The organism is Pseudomonas sp. ZY71 (genome assembly GCF_036542145.1).
In the GTDB taxonomy this organism is placed as follows: Bacteria; Pseudomonadota; Gammaproteobacteria; order Pseudomonadales; family Pseudomonadaceae; genus Aquipseudomonas; species Aquipseudomonas koreensis_A.
This window is the reverse complement of the sequence record NZ_CP144274.1, coordinates 1251049-1274619: the sequence shown is the minus strand read 5'-3', so window position 1 is coordinate 1274619 and position 23571 is coordinate 1251049. Positions and strand designations below refer to the sequence as shown.

General features: G+C 59.5%; 23 protein-coding genes. 5 read left to right on the top strand and 18 right to left on the bottom strand.

Annotation, left to right across the window (positions count from 1 at the left end):
• Positions 1-6: 6 nt before the first annotated feature.
• Positions 7-1107: an efflux RND transporter periplasmic adaptor subunit gene (locus VY732_RS05495; RefSeq protein WP_150749458.1), complete on the bottom strand. Its 1101-nt coding sequence runs from the start codon at positions 1105-1107 to the stop codon at positions 7-9.
• A 94-nt stretch (positions 1108-1201) separates the two neighbouring features.
• Between VY732_RS05495 and VY732_RS05490 the strand changes: the two genes are divergently transcribed.
• Entirely contained in the window at positions 1202-1837 is a 636-nt protein-coding gene (locus tag VY732_RS05490; RefSeq protein WP_331694869.1) for a TetR/AcrR family transcriptional regulator, read from the top strand.
• Between the two features lie 115 nt (positions 1838-1952).
• On the opposite strand, the gene VY732_RS05485 is transcribed toward VY732_RS05490, so the two are convergent.
• Positions 1953-2735, bottom strand: coding sequence for a class I SAM-dependent methyltransferase (locus VY732_RS05485; protein WP_122600895.1), 783 nt, complete (start codon positions 2733-2735; stop codon positions 1953-1955).
• Between the two features lie 92 nt (positions 2736-2827).
• Here VY732_RS05485 and VY732_RS05480 point away from each other — a divergent pair, with 92 nt between their 5' ends.
• Positions 2828-3448: an energy transducer TonB gene (locus VY732_RS05480; RefSeq protein ID WP_331694868.1), complete on the top strand. Its 621-nt coding sequence runs from the start codon at positions 2828-2830 to the stop codon at positions 3446-3448.
• A 3-nt stretch (positions 3449-3451) separates the two neighbouring features.
• Here the strand turns inward: VY732_RS05480 and VY732_RS05475 are convergent, their stop codons facing one another.
• The 7 genes from VY732_RS05475 to ppc all read right to left on the bottom strand — a co-directional run bounded on the left by VY732_RS05475 (position 3452) and on the right by ppc (position 10774).
• Positions 3452-4144 carry an extensin-like domain-containing protein gene (locus VY732_RS05475; protein WP_331694867.1) on the bottom strand — a complete coding sequence of 231 codons (693 nt, stop codon included), beginning with the start codon at positions 4142-4144 and terminating at the stop codon, positions 3452-3454.
• A 2-nt stretch (positions 4145-4146) separates the two neighbouring features.
• Positions 4147-4968: an isocitrate lyase/PEP mutase family protein gene (locus VY732_RS05470; RefSeq protein ID WP_331694866.1), complete on the bottom strand. Its 822-nt coding sequence runs from the start codon at positions 4966-4968 to the stop codon at positions 4147-4149.
• Positions 4969-4999: 31 nt separating this feature from the next.
• Positions 5000-5860: a DUF72 domain-containing protein gene (locus tag VY732_RS05465; protein ID WP_331694865.1), complete on the bottom strand. Its 861-nt coding sequence runs from the start codon at positions 5858-5860 to the stop codon at positions 5000-5002.
• Positions 5860-6168, bottom strand: coding sequence for a hypothetical protein (locus VY732_RS05460; RefSeq protein WP_116028725.1), 309 nt, complete (start codon positions 6166-6168; stop codon positions 5860-5862). Before VY732_RS05460 ends, VY732_RS05465 begins: the two co-directional genes overlap by 1 nt.
• Before the next feature lie 256 nt (positions 6169-6424).
• Positions 6425-7099, bottom strand: coding sequence for a tRNA (adenosine(37)-N6)-threonylcarbamoyltransferase complex dimerization subunit type 1 TsaB (tsaB, locus tag VY732_RS05455; RefSeq protein WP_331694864.1), 675 nt, complete (start codon positions 7097-7099; stop codon positions 6425-6427).
• Positions 7100-7192: 93 nt separating this feature from the next.
• Positions 7193-7843 carry an adenylate kinase gene (gene adk / locus VY732_RS05450; RefSeq protein ID WP_008078383.1) on the bottom strand — a complete coding sequence of 217 codons (651 nt, stop codon included), beginning with the start codon at positions 7841-7843 and terminating at the stop codon, positions 7193-7195.
• A gap of 300 nt (positions 7844-8143) precedes the next feature.
• On the bottom strand, positions 8144-10774 hold the full coding sequence (ppc, locus tag VY732_RS05445) for a phosphoenolpyruvate carboxylase (protein WP_331694863.1): 2631 nt from the start codon (positions 10772-10774) through the stop codon (positions 8144-8146).
• Between the two features lie 213 nt (positions 10775-10987).
• On the opposite strand from ppc, the gene VY732_RS05440 reads away from it, so the two are divergent.
• From VY732_RS05440 to VY732_RS05430, 3 genes are all read left to right on the top strand, one after another.
• Complete coding sequence (locus VY732_RS05440) at positions 10988-11332, top strand: pilin assembly protein (protein ID WP_077571292.1); 345 nt, start codon at positions 10988-10990, stop codon at positions 11330-11332.
• Positions 11333-11709: 377 nt separating this feature from the next.
• The gene (locus tag VY732_RS05435) at positions 11710-12114 is read left to right on the top strand and encodes a DUF4398 domain-containing protein (RefSeq protein WP_331694862.1); all 405 of its coding nucleotides are present in this window, start codon (positions 11710-11712) and stop codon (positions 12112-12114) included.
• A 54-nt stretch (positions 12115-12168) separates the two neighbouring features.
• Positions 12169-12957: an OmpA family protein gene (locus tag VY732_RS05430; protein WP_077571291.1), complete on the top strand. Its 789-nt coding sequence runs from the start codon at positions 12169-12171 to the stop codon at positions 12955-12957.
• A gap of 572 nt (positions 12958-13529) precedes the next feature.
• Here VY732_RS05430 and VY732_RS05425 read toward each other — a convergent pair.
• From VY732_RS05425 to VY732_RS05385, 9 genes are all read right to left on the bottom strand, one after another.
• The gene (locus VY732_RS05425; protein WP_034154859.1) at positions 13530-13859 is read right to left on the bottom strand and encodes a hypothetical protein; all 330 of its coding nucleotides are present in this window, start codon (positions 13857-13859) and stop codon (positions 13530-13532) included.
• Positions 13856-14761, bottom strand: coding sequence for an alpha/beta hydrolase (locus tag VY732_RS05420; RefSeq protein WP_331694861.1), 906 nt, complete (start codon positions 14759-14761; stop codon positions 13856-13858). Before VY732_RS05420 ends, VY732_RS05425 begins: the two co-directional genes overlap by 4 nt.
• A 152-nt stretch (positions 14762-14913) precedes the next feature.
• The gene (locus VY732_RS05415; RefSeq protein WP_176091693.1) at positions 14914-16164 is read right to left on the bottom strand and encodes a flavohemoglobin expression-modulating QEGLA motif protein; all 1251 of its coding nucleotides are present in this window, start codon (positions 16162-16164) and stop codon (positions 14914-14916) included.
• A gap of 51 nt (positions 16165-16215) precedes the next feature.
• Positions 16216-16770, bottom strand: coding sequence for a hypothetical protein (locus VY732_RS05410; protein WP_331694860.1), 555 nt, complete (start codon positions 16768-16770; stop codon positions 16216-16218).
• Positions 16771-16927: 157 nt separating this feature from the next.
• Entirely contained in the window at positions 16928-17641 is a 714-nt protein-coding gene (locus tag VY732_RS05405; protein ID WP_077571286.1) for a TetR/AcrR family transcriptional regulator, read from the bottom strand.
• A 105-nt stretch (positions 17642-17746) separates the two neighbouring features.
• Positions 17747-19249 carry a lysine--tRNA ligase gene (gene lysS / locus VY732_RS05400; protein ID WP_007908910.1) on the bottom strand — a complete coding sequence of 501 codons (1503 nt, stop codon included), beginning with the start codon at positions 19247-19249 and terminating at the stop codon, positions 17747-17749.
• 113 nt (positions 19250-19362) lie between these two features.
• Positions 19363-20458, bottom strand: a protein-coding gene (gene prfB, locus VY732_RS05395) for a peptide chain release factor 2 (protein WP_102900567.1) whose coding sequence is annotated in 2 segments (ribosomal slippage) — positions 19363-20385 and positions 20387-20458 — 1095 coding nt in all. Because the reading frame shifts where the segments join, the coding sequence is not laid out codon by codon here.
• A 456-nt stretch (positions 20459-20914) separates the two neighbouring features.
• Positions 20915-22056, bottom strand: a protein-coding gene (locus VY732_RS05390; protein ID WP_320413090.1) for an IS3 family transposase whose coding sequence is annotated in 2 segments (ribosomal slippage) — positions 20915-21795 and positions 21795-22056 — 1143 coding nt in all. Because the reading frame shifts where the segments join, the coding sequence is not laid out codon by codon here.
• Positions 22057-22556: 500 nt separating this feature from the next.
• Positions 22557-23558, bottom strand: a complete 1002-nt coding sequence (locus VY732_RS05385) for a response regulator (RefSeq protein ID WP_077571285.1) — start codon at positions 23556-23558, stop codon at positions 22557-22559.
• Between the last annotated feature and the right edge of the window lie 13 nt (positions 23559-23571).

The window sequence follows — 23571 nt, the reverse complement described above, 5'->3', positions numbered from 1 at the left end:
CGGGGCTTACTCCTTGTCCGCCAGATTGACCACACGGTTGGAGCGATCCACCGGACGCACCTGCTGCCCTTCGAGCAACACATGCACACCGGCGGCGACTACCCAGTCGCTGGCGTTCAAGCCTTCGAGTACCGGCACGGTTTTCTCGCCGAACGGGCCGATGCGCACCGGGGTTTTCTTCAAGGTGTTGTTGCCGTTGACGACCCAGACGTAGGTCGCGCCGTTTTCGGCAGTGAGTGCCGAGAGCGGCACCGACAGGGAAACGCTGTCGGCCGATTGCACAAACACACGGGCGCTCTGGCCCAGTTCGGCCGGGACTTTGCCGCCGGTGAAGGAGATACGCGCAGCAAAGGTGCGTGAGCGTGGATCGGCGGCGGGCGACAGTTCGCGGATCTGCCCAGCGAAGCGCTGGTTTTGCTGCGTCCACAATTCAACAGTCACCGGCTGACCGACCTTGAAGCGCCCGAAGCTCTGCTCCGGCAGGCTGATCAGCACCTCGCGCTCGCCGTCGGTGGCGAGGGTAAATACGGTTTGCCCGGCGGCGACAACCTGCCCCACCTCGACCGAACGCTTGGCTACCACGCCATCCTGCGGCGCACGCAGTACCGCGTAACTGGCCTGATTGGTCGATACGTTGAATTCAGCTTTGATTTGTTTGAGGCGGGCTTCACCGGAGCGGTAAAGGTTTTCGGCATTGTCGTAAGCCGAGCGGCTGACCATCTGCCGATCCATCAAGGTTTTGTAGCGATCACGCTCGGCACGCACCAGATTGAGATTGGCTTCAGCGGCGGCGACCTGGGCGCGGGTAGCTTCCAGTTGCAGGCGTACATCTTGCGGATCGAGTTCGGCGAGTGGCTGATCGGCCTTCACGCGCTGACCTTCATCGACCAGTCGTCGGCTGACTTTGCCGCCAATGCGAAAGGCCAGATCGGGTTCATAGCGGGCACGCACCTCGCCCGGATAACTTTCCATGGCCTGCGCCGAAGGCTCTGGCTGCACCACCATGGCCGGTCGCACGGTGACTTGCGTCGCCTCTTCCTGACCACACGCTGACAAAAGGAACGCCAGACTCACTGGCAACGCGAGGGACAACGCATGGCGGAACATGGTGACGGACCTTTCGCTAATGGTGCTTGGAATAATTATACTGGCGGGTATGTTATTAATAGCAAACTCACCAGTCCAGTATTAAAAGCGAAGAATGTCGAACAATCTTTCAGCTCCAAACGGTCCGGGCCGTCCCAAGGATCTGGCCAAGCGCCAGGCAATCCTCGACGCGGCGAAAATTCTCTTTCTGAGTCATGGCTATGCCAACACCAGCATGGACGCGGTCGCCAGCGAAGCGGGCGTGTCGAAGCTGACGGTCTACAGCCATTTCAACGACAAGGAGACGCTGTTCTCCGCCGCCGTGGTGGCCAAATGCGAGGAGCAATTGCCGCCATTGTTCTTCGAATTGCCCGAAGGCATCGCCGTGGAAAATGTGTTGCTGAACATTGCGCGAGGCTTTCATCACCTGATCAACAGTGATGAGTCGGTGAACTTGCACCGCTTGATCATGGCACTCGGCAGTCAGGACCCGAAGCTGTCGCTGATCTTCTTCGAGGCCGGCCCGCAGCGCATGGTGCAGGGCATGGAGCGGCTGTTGACGCGCATCCACGAAACCGGCGCGCTGAGCATCGATCTGCCGCGCAATGCCGCCGAGCACTTCTTCTGCCTGATCAAGGGCGCGGGGAATTTTCGCTTGTTGTATGGGTGTGGGGAGCTGTTGAGTGAAGAGGCTGCAGAGAGCCATATTCAGGAAGTGGTGGCTTTGTTTATGCGGGCGTACAAACCTTAGCTTCTGCGCTGTTTGGGCTGGCCCTATCGCGAGCAGGCTCACTCCTACAGTGGATTTGTGTGCACCACAGATCAATTGTAGGAGTGAGCCTGCTCGCGATAGGAGCGACTCGGTTTTAAGGTTTGAGCGCTTTCTTTGGGTAAATGTCATACCGGCTCGATTTGCCATCCAGCGCATGACTCGGCTTCGGCCCCTCAATGCACGGCGCCTTGCGCGGCCGCTTGACTACCACCCGGTGCGTCGCCAAGGCCAGCGCCGCCTGCAACAGCGCCGGCGCATCCGGGTCATCGCCCACCAGCGGCCGGAACAGACGCATTTCCTTCTTCACCAACGCAGTCTTCTCGCGATGCGGAAACATCGGGTCGAGATAGATCACCTGCGGCGGCTCACCTTCCCAGTTCTGCATGACTTCGATGGAGTTGCCCTTGAGCAATTTCATCCGCGCCACAATTGGCGCCACATCAAAATCTTCCGCCGCCCGCGCCAGACCATCTTCCAGCAGCGCGCCAATCAGCGGCTGGCGCTCGATCAGGCTCATTTCGCAACCGAGACTGGCCAGCACAAACGCATCCTTGCCCAGCCCCGCCGTGGCATCCAGCACCCGTGGGCGCACGCCTTGGGCAATGCCGACAGCCTTGGCAATCATCTGCCCGCTGCCACCACCGTATAAGCGCCGGTGTGCCGCGCCGCCCTCGACGAAGTCGACGCGCACCGGCCCCGGTGCGTCCGGGCCAAGCTGTTGCAACTGCAAACCCTGCTCGCCGACCTGCAAGGCAAACTCGCCGTCCGCCACTTCAAGCGGCAGGCCCAAGCGCTCGGCCCACTGCCCGGCTTGCGCTTCAAACGTAGGGCCGAGGGCCTGAACATGGATGCGGCAGGCCGCGGGTTGCTCAATCATGGAAAACACGCTCAAAAATTCAAGGAGCGGCAAAAACCGCCGATAACTCATTCAACGCGCATTTTGCCAGAGCTGAGCGTCAACCGAAAAAAATGTCAGGCATTCTTCCCACATCGATTGGCTACATTTCGCCCCATGGCGACTTTAGCCGTCACAACACTCAAGCACTGAGCGGCGTCAGTCACCTGTGGCAGGATTTCTTTGCCCAGGCGCTGGCCGAACAGACGAGTGAAGTGGTGCCTGCCTGCGGTACATTTCCGCCGGTTGACCTGAACAGCCCGGAAGAGCCGACCATCGGCAGTGAGCTGCACGCGCACATCATCAGCCAGCGCGAGTGCGATGTGGTCGAAACCGAAGTGCGCCCACCAGAGCCGCTGTTCCTGCCGATCGCCGAATTCGAAATGGACCTGCTGGACAAGCCATTCCCACCGTTCCCGCCGGAAGAACTCAAAGCTCAGCAAGAGCAACAGGATTTCGACAGCAGCTGGGTGCGGCCGGTGGTGATCAACAACGGTCAGCCAACACCAGAACCAGGTCCGGCACCGCAGAAGAAACCGCTGTACCTGCCGATTGCCGAATTCGATCTGGATCTGCTGCAAAAACCTTACCCGCCGTTCGCGCCGGAAGAAATCGTCGAGCAACAGAAGGCGCTGGACTTCGATAATGGCTGGGCACGCCCGATCGTTCTGCAGAACCTGCGCCTCGCCGCTTAAACCTCAGCGACACACGCTCCAGCGCCCGACATCGACATGAAAGTGATTGCGGTGGGCGGCGTTGTAATCCGGACTCAACACCACACTGAACGCCTCGCAGGCGCCATCGCGCACCTGACGGAGAAACTGCGCGTGCTGATTTTGCTTGGGCCAGTCCTTGAGTACGCTGATGTTGCGGCCATCCGCCAGACGAAACCCGGCAATGTCCAATGCATCGGCACTGGCGTGGCGGCTGAGCGCGCCGCTTTCGCGGTTGTAGACATTGCGGCAGGCGAAGCTGCCGAGGTGATCGAGACGTGTGACCTTCTGGCCGTATACAGACTGAGCGGCGGGTTGCAGGGTGTGGTGTTCAAACATCGCGTAGGCCACCGCCAGCGGACAACTGGCGAGGAAACTGCTGCTCAGCGCCGCCTCGCCGCCCTGTACGCGCAGGGCGCCGATCAGCGGGCACTTGGCGTCAGGACTGTCGGATTGACGTGTGACGCGCAGATCGGAGCTGCTTAACGCCTGCGCGCAGAGCTCAGGATCACTGCGCAAACGCATCAGCTTGTAGCCGGTCAGCCAATTGGGCGCGGCTTTCACGTCCAGCGGTGCCCACGGATTCCATTGCGGCGGGACTTCAAGCCAACCGCGCCAGACACTGACCGCAGCGCCGCCAATCATCAGCAGCACCAGCCAGAATATCCACCGCCCCATGTTCAGCCTTTGAAAAACTGATTGGCCTTGGCGTACGGCATCGACTGCGAGGTAAAGCCGAATGTGCCCGATTGCTGGATCTCTTCAGCGGCGCGGAAGAACTCGCCGAATGCTGCCAACGCCAATGCAGAACCGGTACTGATGCGGCGCACGCCCATTTCCTGCAGTTCCTGCACGGTCAGTTTCAAGCCGCCGGACATCAGCACATTGACCGGTTTCGGCGCCACCGCGCGTACCACCGCCAGCACTTCTTCGGCGTTACGCAAACCTGGCGCGTACAACACGTCAGCGCCGGCCTCGGCGAAGGCCTGCAAGCGGCGAATGGTGTCGTTGATATCGGGGTTGCCGTGCAGATAATTTTCCGCGCGGGCAGTCAGGATGAAGGGAAATGGCAGCGTGCGCACGGCGGCGACGGCTGCTTCGATACGTGCCACCGCGTGTTCGAAGCAATAGATCGGCGCATCCGCGCGGCCCGTCGCGTCTTCGATCGAACCACCCACCGCACCCGCCTCTGCTGCGCGAATCAGGCTTTTTGCAGCCTCGGCCGGGTCATCGGCAAAACCGTTTTCCAGATCCACCGCCACCGGCAAATCGGTGGCCGCGACAATCGCGCGGACATTGGCCAGGGTCTCGTCGAGACTTAACGCACCATCGGCCTTGCCTTGGGAAAACGCATAACCGGCGCTGGTCGTTGCCAAGGCCTGATAGCCGAGACTGGCGAGCATTTTCGCCGACCCCGCATCCCACGGATTGGGAATGACGAAAATCCCCGGACGTTCATGCAGGGCTTTGAAGGCGTGTGCTTTAAAGGCTTGGGCATCCATCGGCAGGCTCCAGGGCAGGAAAAAATCCGCCTCAGAGCAGGCCAAGTTGCTCCGCGGCGGGTTCTCTGTATAGCTCAGGCAGCGCTGGCAGGCCAGGCAAACGTTGCATCAGTTGTGCGTGAAAACGTTGCGCCAGCTTCGCCGCCAGGAGGTTGTCGGCGGTGTGCAGGAAGATATACGGCGTACGGCCCTCTTCGATCCACTCGGCAATTTTCGCCACCCACGGCAGCAGAAACGGGTCGTTGGCTTCCAGCTCGGGGTGGCCGATAAAGCGCACCTGCGGGAACTGGGTGAACGCCGCCGGGCGTGTCGGCACGCGCGGCTTTTTCGATTGCGCGTGGATCACCGAGGATTCGGTCGACAGGCAGCTGAACAGCGCACGCGGATCGAGGCAGATGCGTTCAACACCACGATCCAGCAACAGGCGATTGAGCAAGCGTTCGCTCTCGCCCTTGGCGAAGAACTGTTCATGCCGCACTTCCACCGCCAGCGGGCAATCCAGCGCATCGATGAACGCCGCCAGTTCCGGCAGCCGATGCGGTGTGAAGCTTTTCGACAGTTGCAACCACATCGGCGAGACGCGCTCACCGAGAGGCTTGAGTAATTGCAGGAAGGTTTCGGCGGCGATCAGTTGCTCGCGCAGATCACCGCTGTGGCTGATGTCGCCGGGGAATTTGGCGGTGAAGCGAAAGTGTTCGGGCATCACCTCAGCCCAACGCTGCACAGTGGCGGGCGACGGGCTGGCGTAGAAGGTGGTGTTGCCTTCAACGGCGTTGAACACTTGCGAATAGAGACCGAGGAAATCAGAGGTTTTGGCGTCTACCGGGTACAGATACTCGCGCCAGGCGTTTTCGCTCCAGGACGGGCAACCGAGGTAGTAAGGCAGATCCATCAGATGTACAGATCGAGGCCCAGCACGTCTGCATCCCAATCGACAAAACCGGCAGTGCTCAGGTAACTGGCCAAGGCCATCGCTACGCTTTTTTTCATCGCACGGTGGTAGATCATGTCTTGCTGACGGGCAGGCAGATTGCTCAGGCGTTGGGCCGAGGCTTTGGCAGCGCGGGCGGCCAATTGCTCTTCAGTCGGGAATTCCAGCTCGCCGTCGATATCGTCGACGGACTCATCCACAGTCACATGGCCTTTGCGAGGCTTGCGCTTGATGGGGTAGGACTGAGAGGAAAGGCCGTCTATACGCATAATTTCATGCTCGGTATCGATGATGGCAATTTAGCGGCACTTGACCGACTTAGCAAACCGCCGAGTGATAACTAGAACACATAAAGCGCAAAAGGTTTAAAGCGAGGGGTTACAAACTGACGATTGGCGGATTCGCGGGCGACTTAATTCCCTGTGGGAGCGAGCTTGCTCGCGAAGATTTCAGCACATGCAACATTGATATAGGCTGACCCGACGCCTTCGCGAGCAAGCTCGCTCCCACAGGTAAAGTGGTGAATCAGCGGGCTTTCGGGGTGGCGACTTTGTCGCGCAGGTAAACCGGTTGCGCGTCATCCGCCGGGATCGATTCGCCGCGTTCCCAGGCAAAACGCGCCAGCGTCAGCAGGTCTTCGGCGTGGGGCAACATGCCGGCGTCGGAACCCGTCAAATCGACCGCAATGCGCTCGGCATAACCCCAACCGGTGCCGGCGCCGAACCAGTCGCCACTGGCATCGGCCGGCAGCGCCGCGACTTCCGGTGGCAACACCGCTTCGGCACCCACGAGGCGCATCTCCCCCGCCGTCTCGCGGTAGCAGCCCCAATACACTTCATCCATCCGCGCATCGATGGCCGCCGCGACCTGGCTCACGCCATGTTGACGCAACGCTCGCTGCGCCAGCACCGCGAGGTTGGACACTGGCAACACCGGACGATCCAGCGCAAACGCCAAACCCTGCATCACACCAATGGCGATCCGCACACCCGTGAACGCGCCAGGCCCGCGACCGAAGGCAATCGCATCGACCGCTTGCAACGTGGTGCCGGCGTCGGCCAGCAATTGCTGGATCATCGGCAGCAGCTTCTGCGCGTGCAGGCGCGGGATCACCTCGTAATGGCTCGTGACCTTGCCGTCATGCAGCAAGGCAACGGAGCAAGCTTCAGTCGCGGTGTCCAGGGCCAGCAAGGTGCTCATCGATGTTTCCAAAACAGGGAAGGGAAAAAGTGCGTCAGTATAAACAACTACGGCCCGCAAGCGGGCCGTGGATGATGCTGCGGTTCAGACTTTTCAGCTCAGCGCGGCCAGCACCTTGGCGGTGATCGCATCGACCGAACCAACGCCCGGGATGTGGCTGTACTTCGGCTTGCCAGCGTTTTTCGCGGACAGGCTCTGATAGAACTCCACCAGCGGCTTGGTCTGCGAGTGGTAGACCGACAGGCGATGACGCACGGTTTCTTCGGTGTCGTCCTTGCGCTGTACCAGCTCTTCGCCGGTGATGTCGTCTTTGCCGGCGATTTTCGGCGGGTTGTAGACGATGTGGTAAACGCGGCCGCTGGCTTCGTGAACACGACGGCCGGCGATGCGTTGCACGATTTCTTCGTCTTCAACAGCGATTTCAACCACAGCATCCAGCTCAACGCCGGCAGTCACCAGGGCTTCAGCCTGCGGAATGGTGCGCGGGAAGCCGTCGAACAGGAAACCGTTGGCGCAGTCTGGTTGAGCGATACGGTCCTGAACCAGTGCGATGATCAGGTCATCCGACACCAGGCCGCCGGCATCCATGATGCTCTTGGCTTGCACGCCCAGTGGAGTACCGGCCTTGACCGCTGCACGCAGCATGTCGCCGGTGGAAATTTGTGGAATGCCGAATTTTTCGGTGATGAACTTAGCCTGAGTACCTTTACCGGCCCCGGGAGCTCCCAGCAGAATGACGCGCATTAGATGTGCTCCTCAATTTTTTTATAAAAAGCTTTTACAAAACAAAGGATTCGCCGCTTGGGACGAATCCTGAAAATACGGGTCGTGGCCGCACAAACGGCCAAAGGCTGATCAAGATACACAGCAGGCTGCGCCCACACAAGACGCCAAAAGTCGGAGAAACCGACGCCCCCTGCGACCTTGCGACGCGGTAACCCAAGTCGCAACCCCATCATTAACTGTCGCCTGGCGGCACTTCCCCCCGTCAGGCAAAGCGGCATCCGGCGTTTGTGTCCGGTGCCGCGCGCCACGACAAAAACGTTAGCCGGTATTTCGCAAACCGGCGGCAATCCCCGCCACAGACACCAGCAACGCCTGTTCCACCGGGCTGCCCTGCTCGACATCCTGCTGTCGCGAGCGGGCCAGCAGTTCGGCCTGCAATAGATGCAGCGGGTCGAGGTAGGTGTTGCGCAGACGGATGAATTCAAGGGTGTCAGGGCTATGTGCCAGCAGCTGCGACTGGCCAGTCAGGCCGAGCACCACGGCGCACGCCTGCGACAATAGGTCGCGTAACTGCGCGCCCAACGGCAGCAAGTCCGGCTCGACCAGACGCTGATCGTAGGACAGCGCGATATCCGCGTCAGCCTTGGCCAGGACCATTTCGAGCATGTCGATACGGGTGCGGAAGAACGGCCACTGTTCGCGCATCTGCCCGAGCAACTCGCCTTCGCCACGCTCCAGCGCTTTGCTCAGCGCCGACTCCCAACCGAGCCACGCTGGCAGCATCAACCGCGTTTGCGTCCAGCCGAAGATCCACGGGATCGCCCGCAGGCTTTCGATACCGCCGGCCCGACGTTTGGCCGGACGACTGCCGAGTGGCAAACGGCCCAACTCCTGCTCCGGCGTGGACTGACGGAAGTACTCGACGAATTGCGGATTTTCCCGCACCACCTGGCGATAAGCACTGACTCCGTCAGCGGCCAATTCGTCCATCAGATGGCGCCATTCCGGTGTTGGCGGTGGTGGCGGCAGCAGCGTTGCTTCAAGCACCGCCGCCAGATACAGATTGAGGTTTTGCTCGGCGATGTCCGGCAGGCCAAATTTGAATCGAATCATTTCGCCCTGCTCGGTGGTGCGGAAACGCCCGGCCACCGACCCCGGCGGTTGCGACAAAATTGCCGCGTGCGCCGGGCCACCGCCACGGCCCACGGTGCCGCCGCGACCGTGGAACAGGAGTAGTTCGACTTGCTGCTCGCGGCAGATCTCCACCAAGCGTTCCTGCGCGCGATATTGCGCCCACGCGGCCGCCGTGGTGCCGGCGTCCTTGGCCGAGTCGGAGTAGCCGATCATCACTTCCTGCGGGCCTTGCAGCCGTGCGCGATAGCCCGGCAACAGTAACAGCCGCTCCATCACCGGCCCGGCGTTGTCGAGGTCAGCGAGGGTTTCGAACAGCGGCACCACGCGCATCGGCCGCAATACGCCGGACTCTTTAAGTAGGAGTTGCACGGCGAGCACATCGGAAGCAGCGCCGGCCATGGAGATCACGTAGGAACCGAGCGACGCACCCGGCGCGGCGGCGATTTCCTTGCAGGTGTTGAGCACTTCAGCGGTATCGGCGGACGGCTTGAAATGTGCTGGCAGCAGTGGCCGGCGATTGCTCAGTTCGCGGGTCAGAAAGCTGATGCGTTGCTCTTCGTCCCAATCTTCATAGCGACCGAGGCCGAGGTAGTCGGTGATTTCGGTCATCGCCGAGCTGTGGCGCGACGAGTCCTGACGCACATCCAGACGCACGAGGAACAAGCCGAAGGTCACCGCCCGACGTAGACAATCAAGCAGCGGGCCATCGGCAATCACGCCCATGCCGCATTCGTGCAGCGAGTTGAAACACAGCTCCAGCGGATCGAGCAGATCGCGGTTGTTGTGCAACACATCGGCCGGCGCCGGGGTTGGCGCAGTCAGCGCGGCGTGTGCCCAGTTGCGCGTCGCACGCAGGCGTTCGCGCAGTTGCTTGAGCACTGCGCGGTACGGTTCGGCGCTGTCGCCAGCCTTGGCTTTGAGGGCATCGCTGGCTTGCTGCATCGACAGTTCGGCCGCGAGATGATCGACATCGCGCAGGTACAAATCGGCGGCCATCCAGCGCGCCAGCAGCAACACTTCGCGGGTCACGGCAGCGGTGACGTTGGGGTTGCCGTCACGGTCGCCGCCCATCCACGATGCGAAGCGAATCGGTGCCGCTTCCAATGGCAGACGCAGGCCGGTCGCTTCATGCAGAGCCTTGTCGGCCTTGCGCATATGGTTGGGGATCGCTTGCCACAGCGAATGCTCAATCACCGCGAAACCCCACTTGGCTTCGTCGACCGGTGTCGGGCGCGTGCGGCGGATTTCTTCGGTGTGCCAGGCTTCGGCAATCAGCCGTTGCAGGGTGTTTTGAATCTGCTCGCGTTCGGCGCTGGTCAGGTCGCGATGATCCTGCGCGGCGAGTTGCCCGGCGATCGCGTCGTACTTCTGGATCAGCGTGCGCCGCGCCACTTCGGTCGGGTGCGCGGTCAGCACCAGTTCGATTTCCAGCCGCGCCAATTGCCGGGCCAGCGACTCGGCGCTGTGACCTTCGTTGCGCAAACGGGCGAGCAATTCCGGCAGCACACGGGATTCGAACGGCGCTGGCTGCGATTCTTCCCGCCGATGGATCAATTGATACTGCTCGGCGATGTTCGCCAGATTGAGAAACTGGTTGAACGCCCGCGCCACCGGGAGCAATTCGTCCTCGCTCAATTGATTGAGGCTGGCGCTCAGTTCGGCGTCCATCGAGCCACGGCGATCGGCCTTGGCGCCCTTGCGGATCTGCTCGATCTTGTCGAGGAAGGCCTCGCCGTATTGATCTCGAATGGTGTTGCCCAGCAGCTCTCCGAGCAGGTGAACGTCTTCGCGCAAGCGTGCATCAATATCGGTCATCAGCAATTCCCCAGCAGTAATCCGGACGGCTTAGAAACAAGTGCATGACCTAGAGAGTGCCGCTCTACGACGCTTCTTACAAGCAGCCGACCAAGGGACTTTAAACCTTACTGACAAAAGCTAGTCTCAACAGTAAGCCGTACAACGGCTTGCCGCCGGCGCTGCCGGACACTCACCCAGGCCTGCCATGAGCAGGCGCGAAATGAGGTCATCATGAAAATTCGTGAACTCGCCCAGCATTGGGAAGAAAACGCCAAGGGTCGCCTGACGGACACCGGCTACACGATTCATCTGGACGTCGAATCCGCTGCGCGGTTGGCGGCGATTGCCGAGATGTACCCCAAGCGGCATGCCGAAGAACTGCTCGGCGAATTGATTGGCGCGGCGCTTGAAGAGTTTGAAGCGAGCCTGCCGTATGTGAAAGGTTCGACGGTGGTGGCGACGGATGAGGAAGGTGATCCGTTATATGAGGATGTCGGGCCTACGCCGCGATTTCTGGCGTTGTCGCGCCGGCATCTGCATGACCTCTCGGCCGTTGAAGGCAAGCAAAAACACTGACACAACCTAGATCAAACTGTAGGAGTGAGCCTGCTCGCGATAGCGGTTTTTCATTCAACATTTTTGTTGTCTGATACGACGCCATCGCGAGCAGGCTCACTCCTACAGGGATGGTATTTCAAGCTGAAAATCGATGTGTTTTTGGCGTCTTGAAACCCCGCGCGTACCGCTCCATCCCGCCAAAGTTCCCGCTCTAGAGCCTTGTCCATTCGGTCAAAATATTTTTTGGCGATAGGCCATCTTTTCTGAACTTTTGAAAAATCACGCCGGTCGGAACCTGTAACCACGCCTGGAACGAGCGTTTCAAAAACGCGCTTTCACACGTCGCTTGCGGCTCCTCGACCAGGATGGATTCAGATGTTTTCAGGAGATGCCTAATGGAGTTGAAGACCATGAAAAACCAAACCTCGTTTACCCACCTGCGCGGTCTGAAACTGGCGGCTCTGGCCATCGGCACCAGCTTCGTGCTGGCCGGTTGCGCCGGTAACTCGCCGACCGAGCAATACGCCGTGACCCAATCGGCCGTAAACAGCGCAGTCAGCGCTGGCGGCACCGAGTTCGCTGCGGTTGAGATGAAGCAAGCGCAGGACAAACTGAAGCAAGCCGAAATCGCCATGCACGACAAGAAGTATGACGAAGCTCGCACCCTGTCCGAGCAAGCCGAGTGGGACGCTCGCGTCGCCGAACGCAAGGCTCAGGCCGCAAAAGCCGAACAGGCTGTGAAGGATTCCCAGAAAGGTGTTCAGGAACTGCGTCAGGAAAGTCAGCGCACCGTGCAGTAAGCGCGCATCCCGACCGCAAAGCTGAATCTCTTATCGATAGAAAGGACGAAAATTATGCGTAAGCAACTGATGATCCCCGCTCTCCTCGCCGCAAGCGTTGCTCTGGCTGCCTGCTCCACTCCGCCTAACCCGAATCTGGAAAACGCGCGCACCAACTACGCCGGCCTGCAAGCCAACCCGCAGGCGAGCAAAGTCGCAGCACTGGAAACCAAAGACGCCAGCGACTACCTGGACAAGGCCGACAAGGCTTATCTGGACAAGCAAGACGCCGCCAAGGTTGACCAACTGGCCTACCTGACCAACCAGCGTGTCGAAGTGGCGAAACAGACCATCGCCCTGCGCACCGCTGAAAACAATCTGAAGAACGCTGCAGCCCAACGTGCCCAGGCGCGTCTGGATGCCCGTGATCAGCAGATCAAACAGCTGCAGGACAGCCTGAACGCCAAGCAGACCGATCGCGGTACGCTGGTGACCTTCGGCGACGTGCTGTTCGCCACCGACCGTGCCGACCTGAAATCCAGCGGCCTGGTGAACATCAACAAACTGGCGCAGTTCCTCCAGGAAAACCCGGATCGCAAAGTGATCGTCGAGGGTTACACCGACAGCACCGGTACTGCGAGCCACAACCAGACTCTGTCTGAACGTCGCGCCAATTCCGTGCGTACCGCTCTGGTGAAAATGGGCGTTGATCCAGCGCGCATCGTTGCTCAGGGCTACGGCAAGGAATATCCGGTTGCCGAGAACGGCAGCGTGTCTGGCCGTGCGATGAATCGTCGTGTGGAAGTGACCATTTCCAACGACAACCAGCCGGTTGTACCTCGTTCGGCGGTAAGCTCGAACTAAGCGCCCTGCTGTAACGCAAAAGCCCCGTCTGAGTGATCAGGCGGGGCTTTTTTTGTGAGGCTGAAATGGTGGCCCCTCACCCCAGCCCTCTCCCGAGGGAGAGGGAGCCGATTTGTGGTGCTTTCAGAATTTGTGTTCGACACGATGGATCAGGCGGGGCTTTTTTGTGCGGGCTGAAATCGCGGCCCCTCACCCCAGCCCTCTCCCGAGGGAGAGGGAGCCGATTTGTGGTGTTTTCAGAATTTGTGTTCGACACGATGGATCAGGCTGGGCTTTTTTGTGCGGGCTGATATCGCGGCCCCTCACCCCAGCCCTCTCCCGAGGGAGAGGGAGCCGATTTGTGGTGCTTTCAGAATTTGTGCTCGCCACGATGGATCAGGCTGGGCTTTTTTGTGCGGGCTGAAATCGCGGCCCCTCACCCCAGCCCTCTCACGAGGGAGAGGGAGCCGATTTGTGGTGTTTTCAGAATTTGTGTTCGACACGATGGATCAGGTCGGCGTAACTCGAAAGACAACTCGGTCAGTCCCCTCTCCCTCTGGGAGAGGGTTAGGGTGAGGGCTGGTCCTGCAGAATCACTGCTCGAGCTTCTGCGGGGTCTCTTCGCCCATGCAGCGCACCGCTTTTTTCTGCGCGTTGATCAACACACCGGTCAGACCTTTCTGCTCGGTATCAAACAACACCAGCACCCCATCGATGCACTGCGCCACTTGCGGCGCCGGGTCCAGGGAGACTTTGTAATCCTCACCCGGCACCGTCTTGAGCATGGTGAATTCGTTGAGCAGCAACGCATCCTCAGGTTTGGCGAAGTGCAGGTAGCCGTAGTACCACAGCGCCCCGACGGTGCCGAGGATGCTGCAGATACCGGTGATGATCAGCGGGATGGCGTTGCGTTCTTCAGTCATTGCGGACTCTCGTCTTCAGAATTCGGGGGTGTCGGGTAATTGGGGATTTCGCCGAGGCGGCGCAGGCCGTTGAAATGCTCGGGGTCGTCAAGGTAGCGCAGCATCACCTGACGCCAGACCGGGTCGCCGAAGGTCTGCACATGACCGCCTCGGGTCAGTTGCAGCACGCGCGGTGGCGGCGCAGCTTGATACAGACGAATGCCGTTGGAAAGCGGGACCAGCGGATCATCGATGCTGTGAAAGATCAGTTTCGGCACACCGTTCAGCTGCGGCATCGAGTTGATCGCGCTGTCGCTGTCCGGCACCAGCCACGACAACGGCACCTGGAACGGCCAGGTCAGCCACGAGGTGCTCAGCGCATACTGGCCGACGCTGCGGTAACTGGCAGGCACGCCGTCGAGCACCAGCGCTTTCAGTTGCTTCTGCCGCTCGGGATGCTGCACCAGCCAATGCACCGCCATCGAACCGCCAAGGCTCTGGCCGAGCAGCACCAGCGGTTTGCCTTTGACTTCCGGAGCCTTGTCGAGCCAGGCGAATGCGGCGTCGATGTCCTGATAGATCGCCGGCAAACTCGGCTCGCCCTCGGACAAGCCATAACCGCGATAGTCAACCAGCAACACTTGATAGCCGTTTTTCGGTAGCCACCAACTGCCGCCGAGATGCATCGGCAGATTGCCGCCGTTGCCGTGCAGGTGCAGGACGGTGCCCTTGACCTCGACACCGGGCTTGGCCGGCAGCCACCAGGCGTTGAGCTTCAAGCCATCGGCCGTGACCAGCGTGACGGTGCGGTATTCGAGCTTGGCTTTTTCCGGGGTGAAGATTTGGCCGGGTTCGGGGTAGAACAACAAAGAGCTACAACCGCCGAGGGTCAGTAGCAGGCAGATGATGCCGAGGATTCTCATCCGGTGAAACCTCGCAAAAAATTCGGGTTGGAATACAGAACAAACCTGTAGGAGTGAGCCTGCTCGCGATAGCGGTGCATCAGTCGATATTAATGTTGATTGACACACCGCTATCGCGAGCAGGCTCACTCCTACAGGGGATTTTTTGTGGGTTAAAGGATATTGGAGTAATCCGCTTCGATCCGGTCCAGGCTCAAATGATTGAGGAAGTTGGAGAAGCACATCCACGCCGACAACGCATTCAAATCACGGAACTGGTCCGGCAAATACTTCGGCGGCACCACCAACCCTTCATCCACCAGCTGACGCAAGGTACGCATGTCTTCCAGCGTGGTCTTGCCGCAGAACAACAACGGAATCTGTTCAAGCTTGCCTTTACGCACGGCCAACTGAATGTAGTTGTAAACCATGATAAAGCCCTTGAGGTAGGACAAGTCTTTGGTGAATGGCAGACCGGTGGGCGTAGATCCACGGAAAACCCGACTGGCGTTGCCGTAACTTTCCGCCATCTCGAAGCCCTGCTCGCGGAAGAACTCGAAGATCTGCAAGAAGTCCGCGCCCTCCTCGACCATATGAATGGCGCGCGTGCGGTTGGTCAGTTTGCGCAGGCGGCTCGGGTAGGAGGCGAAGGTGATGATTTCCATCAGAATCGCCAGGCCTTCCTGGGTCACCGTCGACGACGGTGGGCCTTTGGACAGGAAGGTGCAGATCGGCTGATTGAGACCGTTGAGTGTGGTGCCGACATGCACCAGACCTTCGTGAACCTCCAGCGCGCGCACATCGCGATCGTTGAACATCGCGTCGGTGCGGATCTTGATGTAGTCGGCGCCCGCTGCGGCGTCAGCAACAATGCCGTCGGACTCGAACACGCGAATGGTTTCCTCGGCCTCACCGAAGACTTTGTTCAAACGGGTCTGCAGCAAGTGCACCGCGTCTTTGGCGGTAAGGATTTTCGGCTCATCCTTCAAGTCGCCACGGCCATCGATGTTGTTCAGGTAGTCGGACATCATCAGGCCGAGGTCGGCCAGGGTCGGGTCGCCGGCGTGGAAAGCATCGGAGGCGGCGCCGTACAGCTCTTGCGAGATAAGGCCGAAATCTTCGGTGCCGCGTGCTTCGAGCATGCGCACCACCATGCGGTATTCCTTGCACATGCGGCGCATGATCTGCCCGACCGGGTTGAACTGGCCGAGCTGGCGGGTGATGTCGCGCTCGATGTTCTGGAATTCCAGCTTGACCTTGCTCGAATCGAAACTCAGCGGCCGATTGAGATAATAGTCGCGATCCACCGCCGGCATTTCCTTGCCTTTGGCCTTGAGGAAGCCCTTACGGATGTTCTCGTCCCACTTGACCGCGTCGAGCACGCGGATCGGCGTCTGCGCCAGCACAATGCGGTCGGACAACATACGTATCGTCTGCTGGTAATCGTCCACCCGAAACTCCTGTAGAAAACTGAATTATTTGGCGCGTGCCTGGCGCTGGTAGCGCACGGCTTCAACGAAGACATCGGAATTGGCCGGATCGTCGAGGTAAGCAAAGACCTTGTCGAGGTTGCTGTCGACATGCACGCCGTCGCCATCGTCGGTCTGGAAGGCCTGACCGTCGAGGGCTTTTTGCTTGATCGCTTGATTGATCTGCTCGAGATCGAGGTTGTAGATCACCAGTTCGTGTTTATCGGTGAGTTCGAAACCGGCGATGGTGAAGTGGCCGCCGTACTGTGCCGGGACTTTCGCCGACAGGTACCAGCGGTTGCCGTGGCGCGACACGGTGAACGGATAGGCTTCGCGTTCGTGGGGTTTGGCCTTGAAGTAGGTGACGGCCTGGTAACGATCGTTGCCCAACCGCGTCAGCTCAAGGTTCATCGGTTCGCCCCAGGCATTGGTGCTCGACCATTTGCCGAGCAGGCCCTTGGGCGCCGGGTCACTGGCGGTCAGCGGCTCCTTGAAGGTCACCAGACAGCCACTGAGCAGCAGGAACGACAAGGCGATCAGCACGCCACGCCAGGCTTTCATTCAATACTCCCTATGAACATGCGCCGCCCTGAACATCACCACATTACCCTGTGGGAGCGAGCCTGCTCGCGAAAGCGGTGTGTCAGGCAACAAATATGTTGAATGTCAGACCGCATTCGCGAGCAGGCTCGCTCCCACAGGGTGAAGCAGCAGCGGATTACACCGACGCGAGCACCAGGTGCATGTAGCGCGTCAGAATACCGAGCATGTCCTCTTCGGCCAATGGCTCGGCGTCGTTGAGCAGGCCCTGATATTCCATCCGTCCGATAATCGCCGTCAACACCTTGGCATCCTGTTGCGGTTCACGCGAGCCCAGCACCTGAAACAATTGGCAGGTGCCCTGCAGCAGAATCTGCTGATGCGAGCGCACCAGAATCGCCAGACGCGGGTTGAGCAACGCTTCCTGGCGGAATGCCTGTTCGGCCATCAAATGCTCGCGACGGTTAAGCAATTGCCGGTGAACATAGTCGGCCATCAACCGCGCGATATCGTCGGCCAGTTGCGAGCGCGACTCGGGGCTGCCGTCGCCACTGACGACCATTTCGCGCAGCAAACCTTCGTTGTTGATCCACAACTTGGCCATGTACGCCGCACTGCGCTCCACATACTGGGCGAAGGTATCGGTGAGCAAGTCGTCGATGTCTTTGAAGTAATAGGTAGTCGCCGACAACGGCACACCAGCCTCGGCAGCCACGGCGCGGTGGCGCACGGCACGCACGCCGTCGCGCACGACAATGCGCATCGCCGCGTCGAGAATGTCCTGTCGACGCTGCTCGCTGCCCTGTCGGCTGGCCTTGCGGCCCTGGTACTGAACACTTTCAGCGACCGCAGTGGCGATACCCGCTGCACCCTCTTGAGCTATTGCACCCATCACGACAGAACTTCCTCTGCTATTGCGAAATTAACCAATTGATACATTTGTACCAGACAGGCAATAAAAAGCCGCCTGTTTTAGGCGGCTTTTCAACTGAAACGTTTACGCTTGCGGTCGCATGTGCGGGAACAGGATCACATCGCGGATCGACGGCGAGTTGGTCAGCAACATCACGAGACGGTCGATACCGATACCTTCACCGGCCGTTGGCGGCATGCCGTACTCCAGCGCACGCACGAAGTCGGCGTCGTAGTGCATGGCTTCGTCGTCGCCGGCGTCCTTGTCGGCCACCTGCGCCATGAAGCGCTCGGCCTGGTCTTCCGCGTCGTTCAACTCGGAGTAGGCGTTGGCGATTTCACGGCCACCGATGAACAGCTCGAAGCGGTCGGTGACGTTCGGGTTGTCATCGTTGCGACGGGCCAGCGGCGACACTTCGAACGGGTACTGAGTGATGAAGTGCGGCTGTTCCAGCTTGTGCTCGACCAGTTCTTCGAAAATCATCACCTGCAGCTTGCCCAGACCTTCGAAGCCCAGCACCTTGGCGCCGGCCTTCTTGGCGATGGCGCGGGCCTTGTCGATGTCATTCAGATCATCGGCAGTCAGCTCAGGGTTGTACTTGAGGATCGAGTCGAACACCGACAGGCGCACGAACGGCTCGCCGAAGTGGAACACCTTGTCGCCGTACGGCACGTCGGTGCTGCCCAGCACCAGCTGCGCCAGCTCACGGAACAGTTCTTCGGTCAGGTCCATGTTGTCTTCGTAATCGGCGTACGCCTGGTAGAACTCCAACATGGTGAATTCAGGGTTGTGACGAGTCGAAACGCCTTCGTTACGGAAGTTGCGGTTGATCTCGAAAACCTTTTCAAAGCCACCGACCACCAGACGCTTCAGATACAGCTCAGGCGCGATACGCAGGAACATTTCCATGTCCAGCGCGTTGTGGTGGGTTTCGAACGGCTTGGCTGCGGCGCCGCCCGGAATGGTTTGCAGCATCGGCGTTTCGACTTCGAGGAAGTCACGCTTCATCAAGAAGCTGCGGATGTGCGCGATCACTTGCGAACGCACGCGGAAGGTCTGACGCACGTCTTCGTTGACGATCAGGTCAACGTAGCGCTGACGGTAGCGCTGTTCGGTGTCAGTCAGGCCGTGGTGCTTGTCTGGCAGCGGACGCAGCGATTTGGTCAGCAGACGCACGCTGGTCATTTCAACGTACAGGTCGCCCTTGCCGGAACGCGCCAGGGTGCCTTCGGCAGCGATGATGTCGCCCATGTCCCAGGTTTTCACCGCGGCCAGGGTGTCTTCCGACAGGGTTTTACGGTTGACGTAGACCTGGATGCGACCGGTCATGTCCTGAATCACCATGAACGAGCCACGGTTGAGCATGATGCGACCGGCAACCTTGACCGGGATTGCAGCCTCTGCCAGCTCTTCCTTGGTCTTGTCCGCGTACTTCTTCTGCAGATCTTCGCAGTAGTTTTCGCGGCGGAAGTCGTTCGGGAAGGCGTTGCCCTTGGCGCGCTCGGCAGCCAGCTTTTCCTTGCGCAGGGCGATCAGGGAGTTTTCTTCCTGTTGCAGGGCTTGCGGGTCGAGTTGTTGGTCGCTCATGTCTTTAGATATTCCATCAGGTTCGTTGCCCCCGGGCCTTGCAGCCCGGGGATCGCCAGCAGGCTGGCTCCTACAGGGATCGGGTTGAATCAGCCGTTCCTGTATTGCGTCTTTTACAGCCCGGATTTCAGGCTGGCATACAGGTATTCGTCGATATCACCGTCGAGTACCTTGTCGCAGTCGCTGCGTTCGATGTTGGTGCGCAGATCCTTGATCCGCGACGCATCAAGCACATACGAGCGAATCTGGTGACCCCAGCCGATGTCGGACTTGGTGTCTTCCAGCGCTTGCGACGCGGCGTTGCGTTTCTGCATTTCCTGCTCGTACAACTTGGCCCGCAGCATTTTCATGGCGGTGTCTTTGTTGGCGTGCTGGGAACGTTCGTTCTGGCAGCTGACCACGGTGTTGGTCGGTACGTGAGTGATACGTACGGCCGAGTCGGTGGTGTTTACGTGCTGACCACCGGCACCGGAGGAACGATAGGTGTCGATCCGCAGGTCTGCCGGGTTGATTTCGATTTCCACCTTGTCGTCGATCTCTGGCGAGACGAAAACCGCGGAGAACGAGGTGTGGCGACGGTTGCCGGAGTCGAACGGGCTCTTGCGCACCAGACGGTGCACGCCGATCTCTGTACGCAGCCAGCCAAAGGCGTATTCGCCCTTGATGTGCACGGTCGCACCTTTGATACCAGCGACTTCACCGGCCGACAGTTCCATGATGGTCGCATCGAAACCGCGCTTGTCCGCCCAGCGCAGGTACATGCGCAGCAGGATGTTGGCCCAGTCCTGGGCTTCAGTGCCGCCGGAACCGGCCTGGATGTCCAGGTACGCGTTGTTCGGGTCCATTTCATGGCTGAACATGCGGCGGAATTCCAGCTTGGCCAGATTTTCCTCGAGACGGGCCAGCTCGGCGACGACATCGCCCACTGCGCCTTCGTCGTTTTCTTCGACGGCCATGTCCAGCAGATCGCGGCAATCGGCCAGGCCGCCGTTCAGTTCGTCGAGGGTATCGACGATCTGCGCCAGCGCAGCGCGCTCGCGGCCCAGTTCCTGGGCGTATTCAGGTTTGTTCCAGACGCTCGGATCTTCAAGCTCGCGATTGACTTCAGTCAGACGCTCATGCTTTTGATCGTAGTCAAAGATACCCCCGAATAGTTTCGGAGCGCTCGGACAGGTCCTTGATGGTGTTCAGGATCGGGTTGATTTCCATGACGGGCAGCACTCGTTGGCGAACTTTTGAAAGCCGGCGAGTATAACGTAATCAGGCTGTCACGGCAGCCCGTCTGGCGGGTGTGGGGATCATTAAAGCCTTTGCCCTCACCCTAACCCTCTCCCAGAGGTAGAGGGGACCGATTGGGGGATATTTGAGAGGTACGCCGACGTGAAAGGGCTTTGCCGAATCCATGATCGCCAAGGCTTTCAGGCAGAAATTGGCGTATGGGCCTGCCCTCACCCTAGCCCTCTCCCGGAGGGAGAGGGGACTGATCGGGGGATATTCGGGAGGTACGCCGACGTGAAAGGGCTTTGCCGAATCCATGATCGCCAAGGCTTTCAGGCGGAAATTGGCGTATGGGCCTGCCCTCACCCTAGCCCTCTCCCAGAGGTAGAGGGGACTGATTGATCTGGTCAAACGATACTGGACACGGTTATAGGGTTTTACCCTTTTTCATGCCGCCAGGGCCTCCATGTCCACCGGAGTTCGGTAGCCATTGTGACTGTGCAGCCTGATCCGATTGTAATAATGGGTCAGGTAGCGCAATACATCGGTACTGGCCTCATCTTCGTTTCGGTAGCCAGCCTTGGGTATCCATTCAGATTTCAAACTGCCAAAGAAACGCTCCATCGGGGCGTTGTCCCAGCAGTTTCCTCGTCGACTCATGCTTTGTTTTATGCGCATGTCCGCCAGCGTTTCACGAAACACTTTACTGCTGTAATGACAGCCCTGATCCGAATGGAACATTAGGTTTTCAGGGCGTCCTCGCGACTCGAAAGCCATCTTTAACGCTCGACAGGTCAGAGCTGAATCCGGACTTCTGGACATCGCCCAGCCGACGATGCGGCGGGCATGCAGATCAAGTACAGCAGCCAGATAAACCCAGTAAGTACCGGCCCAAATGTAAGTCACGTCGCCACACCACACTCGATTGGGGGCCTCGACTTTGAATTTACGCTCCAAATGATTGGGGGCGTATTGCGCCTCCGCACCGCTGGGTTTGTACCGATGCCTGCGCCGTTGCTGGCTCTTCAAACCGAGCTCGCGCATCAGGCTACGAGCCATGTAACGACCTACCGACTCTTTTTCGTTACAAAGCGCTTTTGACAGGCTGCGCGCGCCCATTGAGCCGCGACTTTGCTCATGTAATTCGGCAGCCTTGATCTTTAGGCGATCGCGCCCGACATGCACTTTCGCCCGCTGTTTCAGACGCTCGTAATAACTGCTGCGGTTGATGCCAAACACGCCACACAACTCGGATCTTGGATATTGCTCGCTTAACTCCTCGACCAGCCTTACCGATCGAGGGAATCCGACATCAAGAGAGCTGTAGCCTTTTTTAAAATTTCCTTCTCGCGCTCAATCCGTCGAATTGTTGCTTCCAGTTCCTGGATGCGTTGTTGGTCAACGGTCATGGCCTTGGACTTCTCAGGCGTCTTGCCACTGCGCTCCGCACGCAGTTGCTCAACCCAGCGACGCAGAGCTGTAGGGCCCACGCCCATTGCTTCGCAGGCTTCACTCACCGAATAGTCTTTATCCAAAACCAGGCAAGCCGCATCCCGTTTGAAATCTGTCGAAAAATATCGTCTGGTCAAATCACACCTCGTCGTTGGGCGTAGATTAACGCCCTTTAGGGGTGTCCAGAATCATTAAGCCAGATCAGATTGGGGGATGCTCGGGAGGTACGCCGACGTGAAAGGACTTTACCGAATCCATGATCGCCAAGGCTTTCAGGCGGAAATTGGCGTATGGGCCTGCCCTCACCCTAGCCCTCTCCCAGAGGTAGAGGGGACTGATTGGGGGATGCTCGGGAGGTACGCCGACGTGAAAGGACTTTACCGAATCCATGATCGCCAAGGCTTTCAGGCAGAAATTGGCGTATGGGCCTGCCCTCACCCTAACCCTCTCCCAGAGGTAGAGGGGACCGATTGGGGGATGCTCGGGAGGTACGCCGACTTGAAATGGTTATGCCGAATCCGGAATCGCCAAGCTTGAAGATCCATAATCGACTCGGTCGATCAGGTCGATGTACAGCGCCAGACACCTCGGTCGGCCCCCTCTCCCTCCGGGAGAGGGCTGGGGTGAGGGAAAGCCGTTACTCGATCCCGACCTGGTTACGCCCGTTGTTTTTAGCCAGGTAAAGGCCACGGTCCGCCGCAGAGATCAGCAACCGGCAATCACTGCCCGCCTGCGGCACCATGGTCGCCAGACCAATACTGATCGTCAGACTCGCCCCTTCCGCCGGGGTATTGTGCGGAATCTTCAGCGACGCCACGGTCTGCCGTAGTTTCTCCGCCACCAGCCGCGCGCCGCCCGGCGAGGTGTTCGGCAGCACCAGCACAAACTCCTCACCGCCATAACGCGCCGGCAGATCCGACGGTCGTGCGCTGGCCTCGCGGATCGCCGTGGCGACCTTGCGCAGCGCTTCATCGCCTTCAACGTGACCAAAGCTGTCGTTGTAGGACTTGAAGTAATCGACGTCGATCATCAACAGCGACAACTGACTCTGATCCCGCAACGAGCGGCGCCACTCCAGCTCCAGGTACTCGTCGAAGTGGCGGCGGTTGGACAGCCCGGTCAGGCCATCGGAGTTCATCAAGCGTTGCAGCACCAGATTGGTGTCGAGCAATTGCTGCTGGCTGACCCGCAACGCACGGTATGCAGCATCGCGTTGCAGCAAGGTCATGTAAGAGCGCGAGTGATAGCGGATGCGCGCCACCAGTTCGATGGTGTCCGGCAGTTTCACCAGATAATCGTTGGCCCCGGCGGAGAACGCCGCGCTCTTGATCAGCGGGTCCTCCTTGGTCGACAGGACGATGATCGGGATGTCCTTGGTCGCTGGATGATTGCGGTATTCGCGCACCAGGCTCAGGCCATCGAGGCCGGGCATCACCAGGTCCTGCAGGATCACTGTCGGTTTGATCCGCACCGCCTGGGCAATGGCCTGCTGCGGGTCGGAGCAGAAGTGGAAGTCGATGTTTTCCTGATTCGACAGCCCACGGCGCACCGCTTCGCCGATCATCGCCTGATCGTCCACCAACAACACCATGGCGGCGTTTTCGTCGGTTTTAATGTCGTCGATCTGTAAGTCATTCATGGGCGGTCACCTG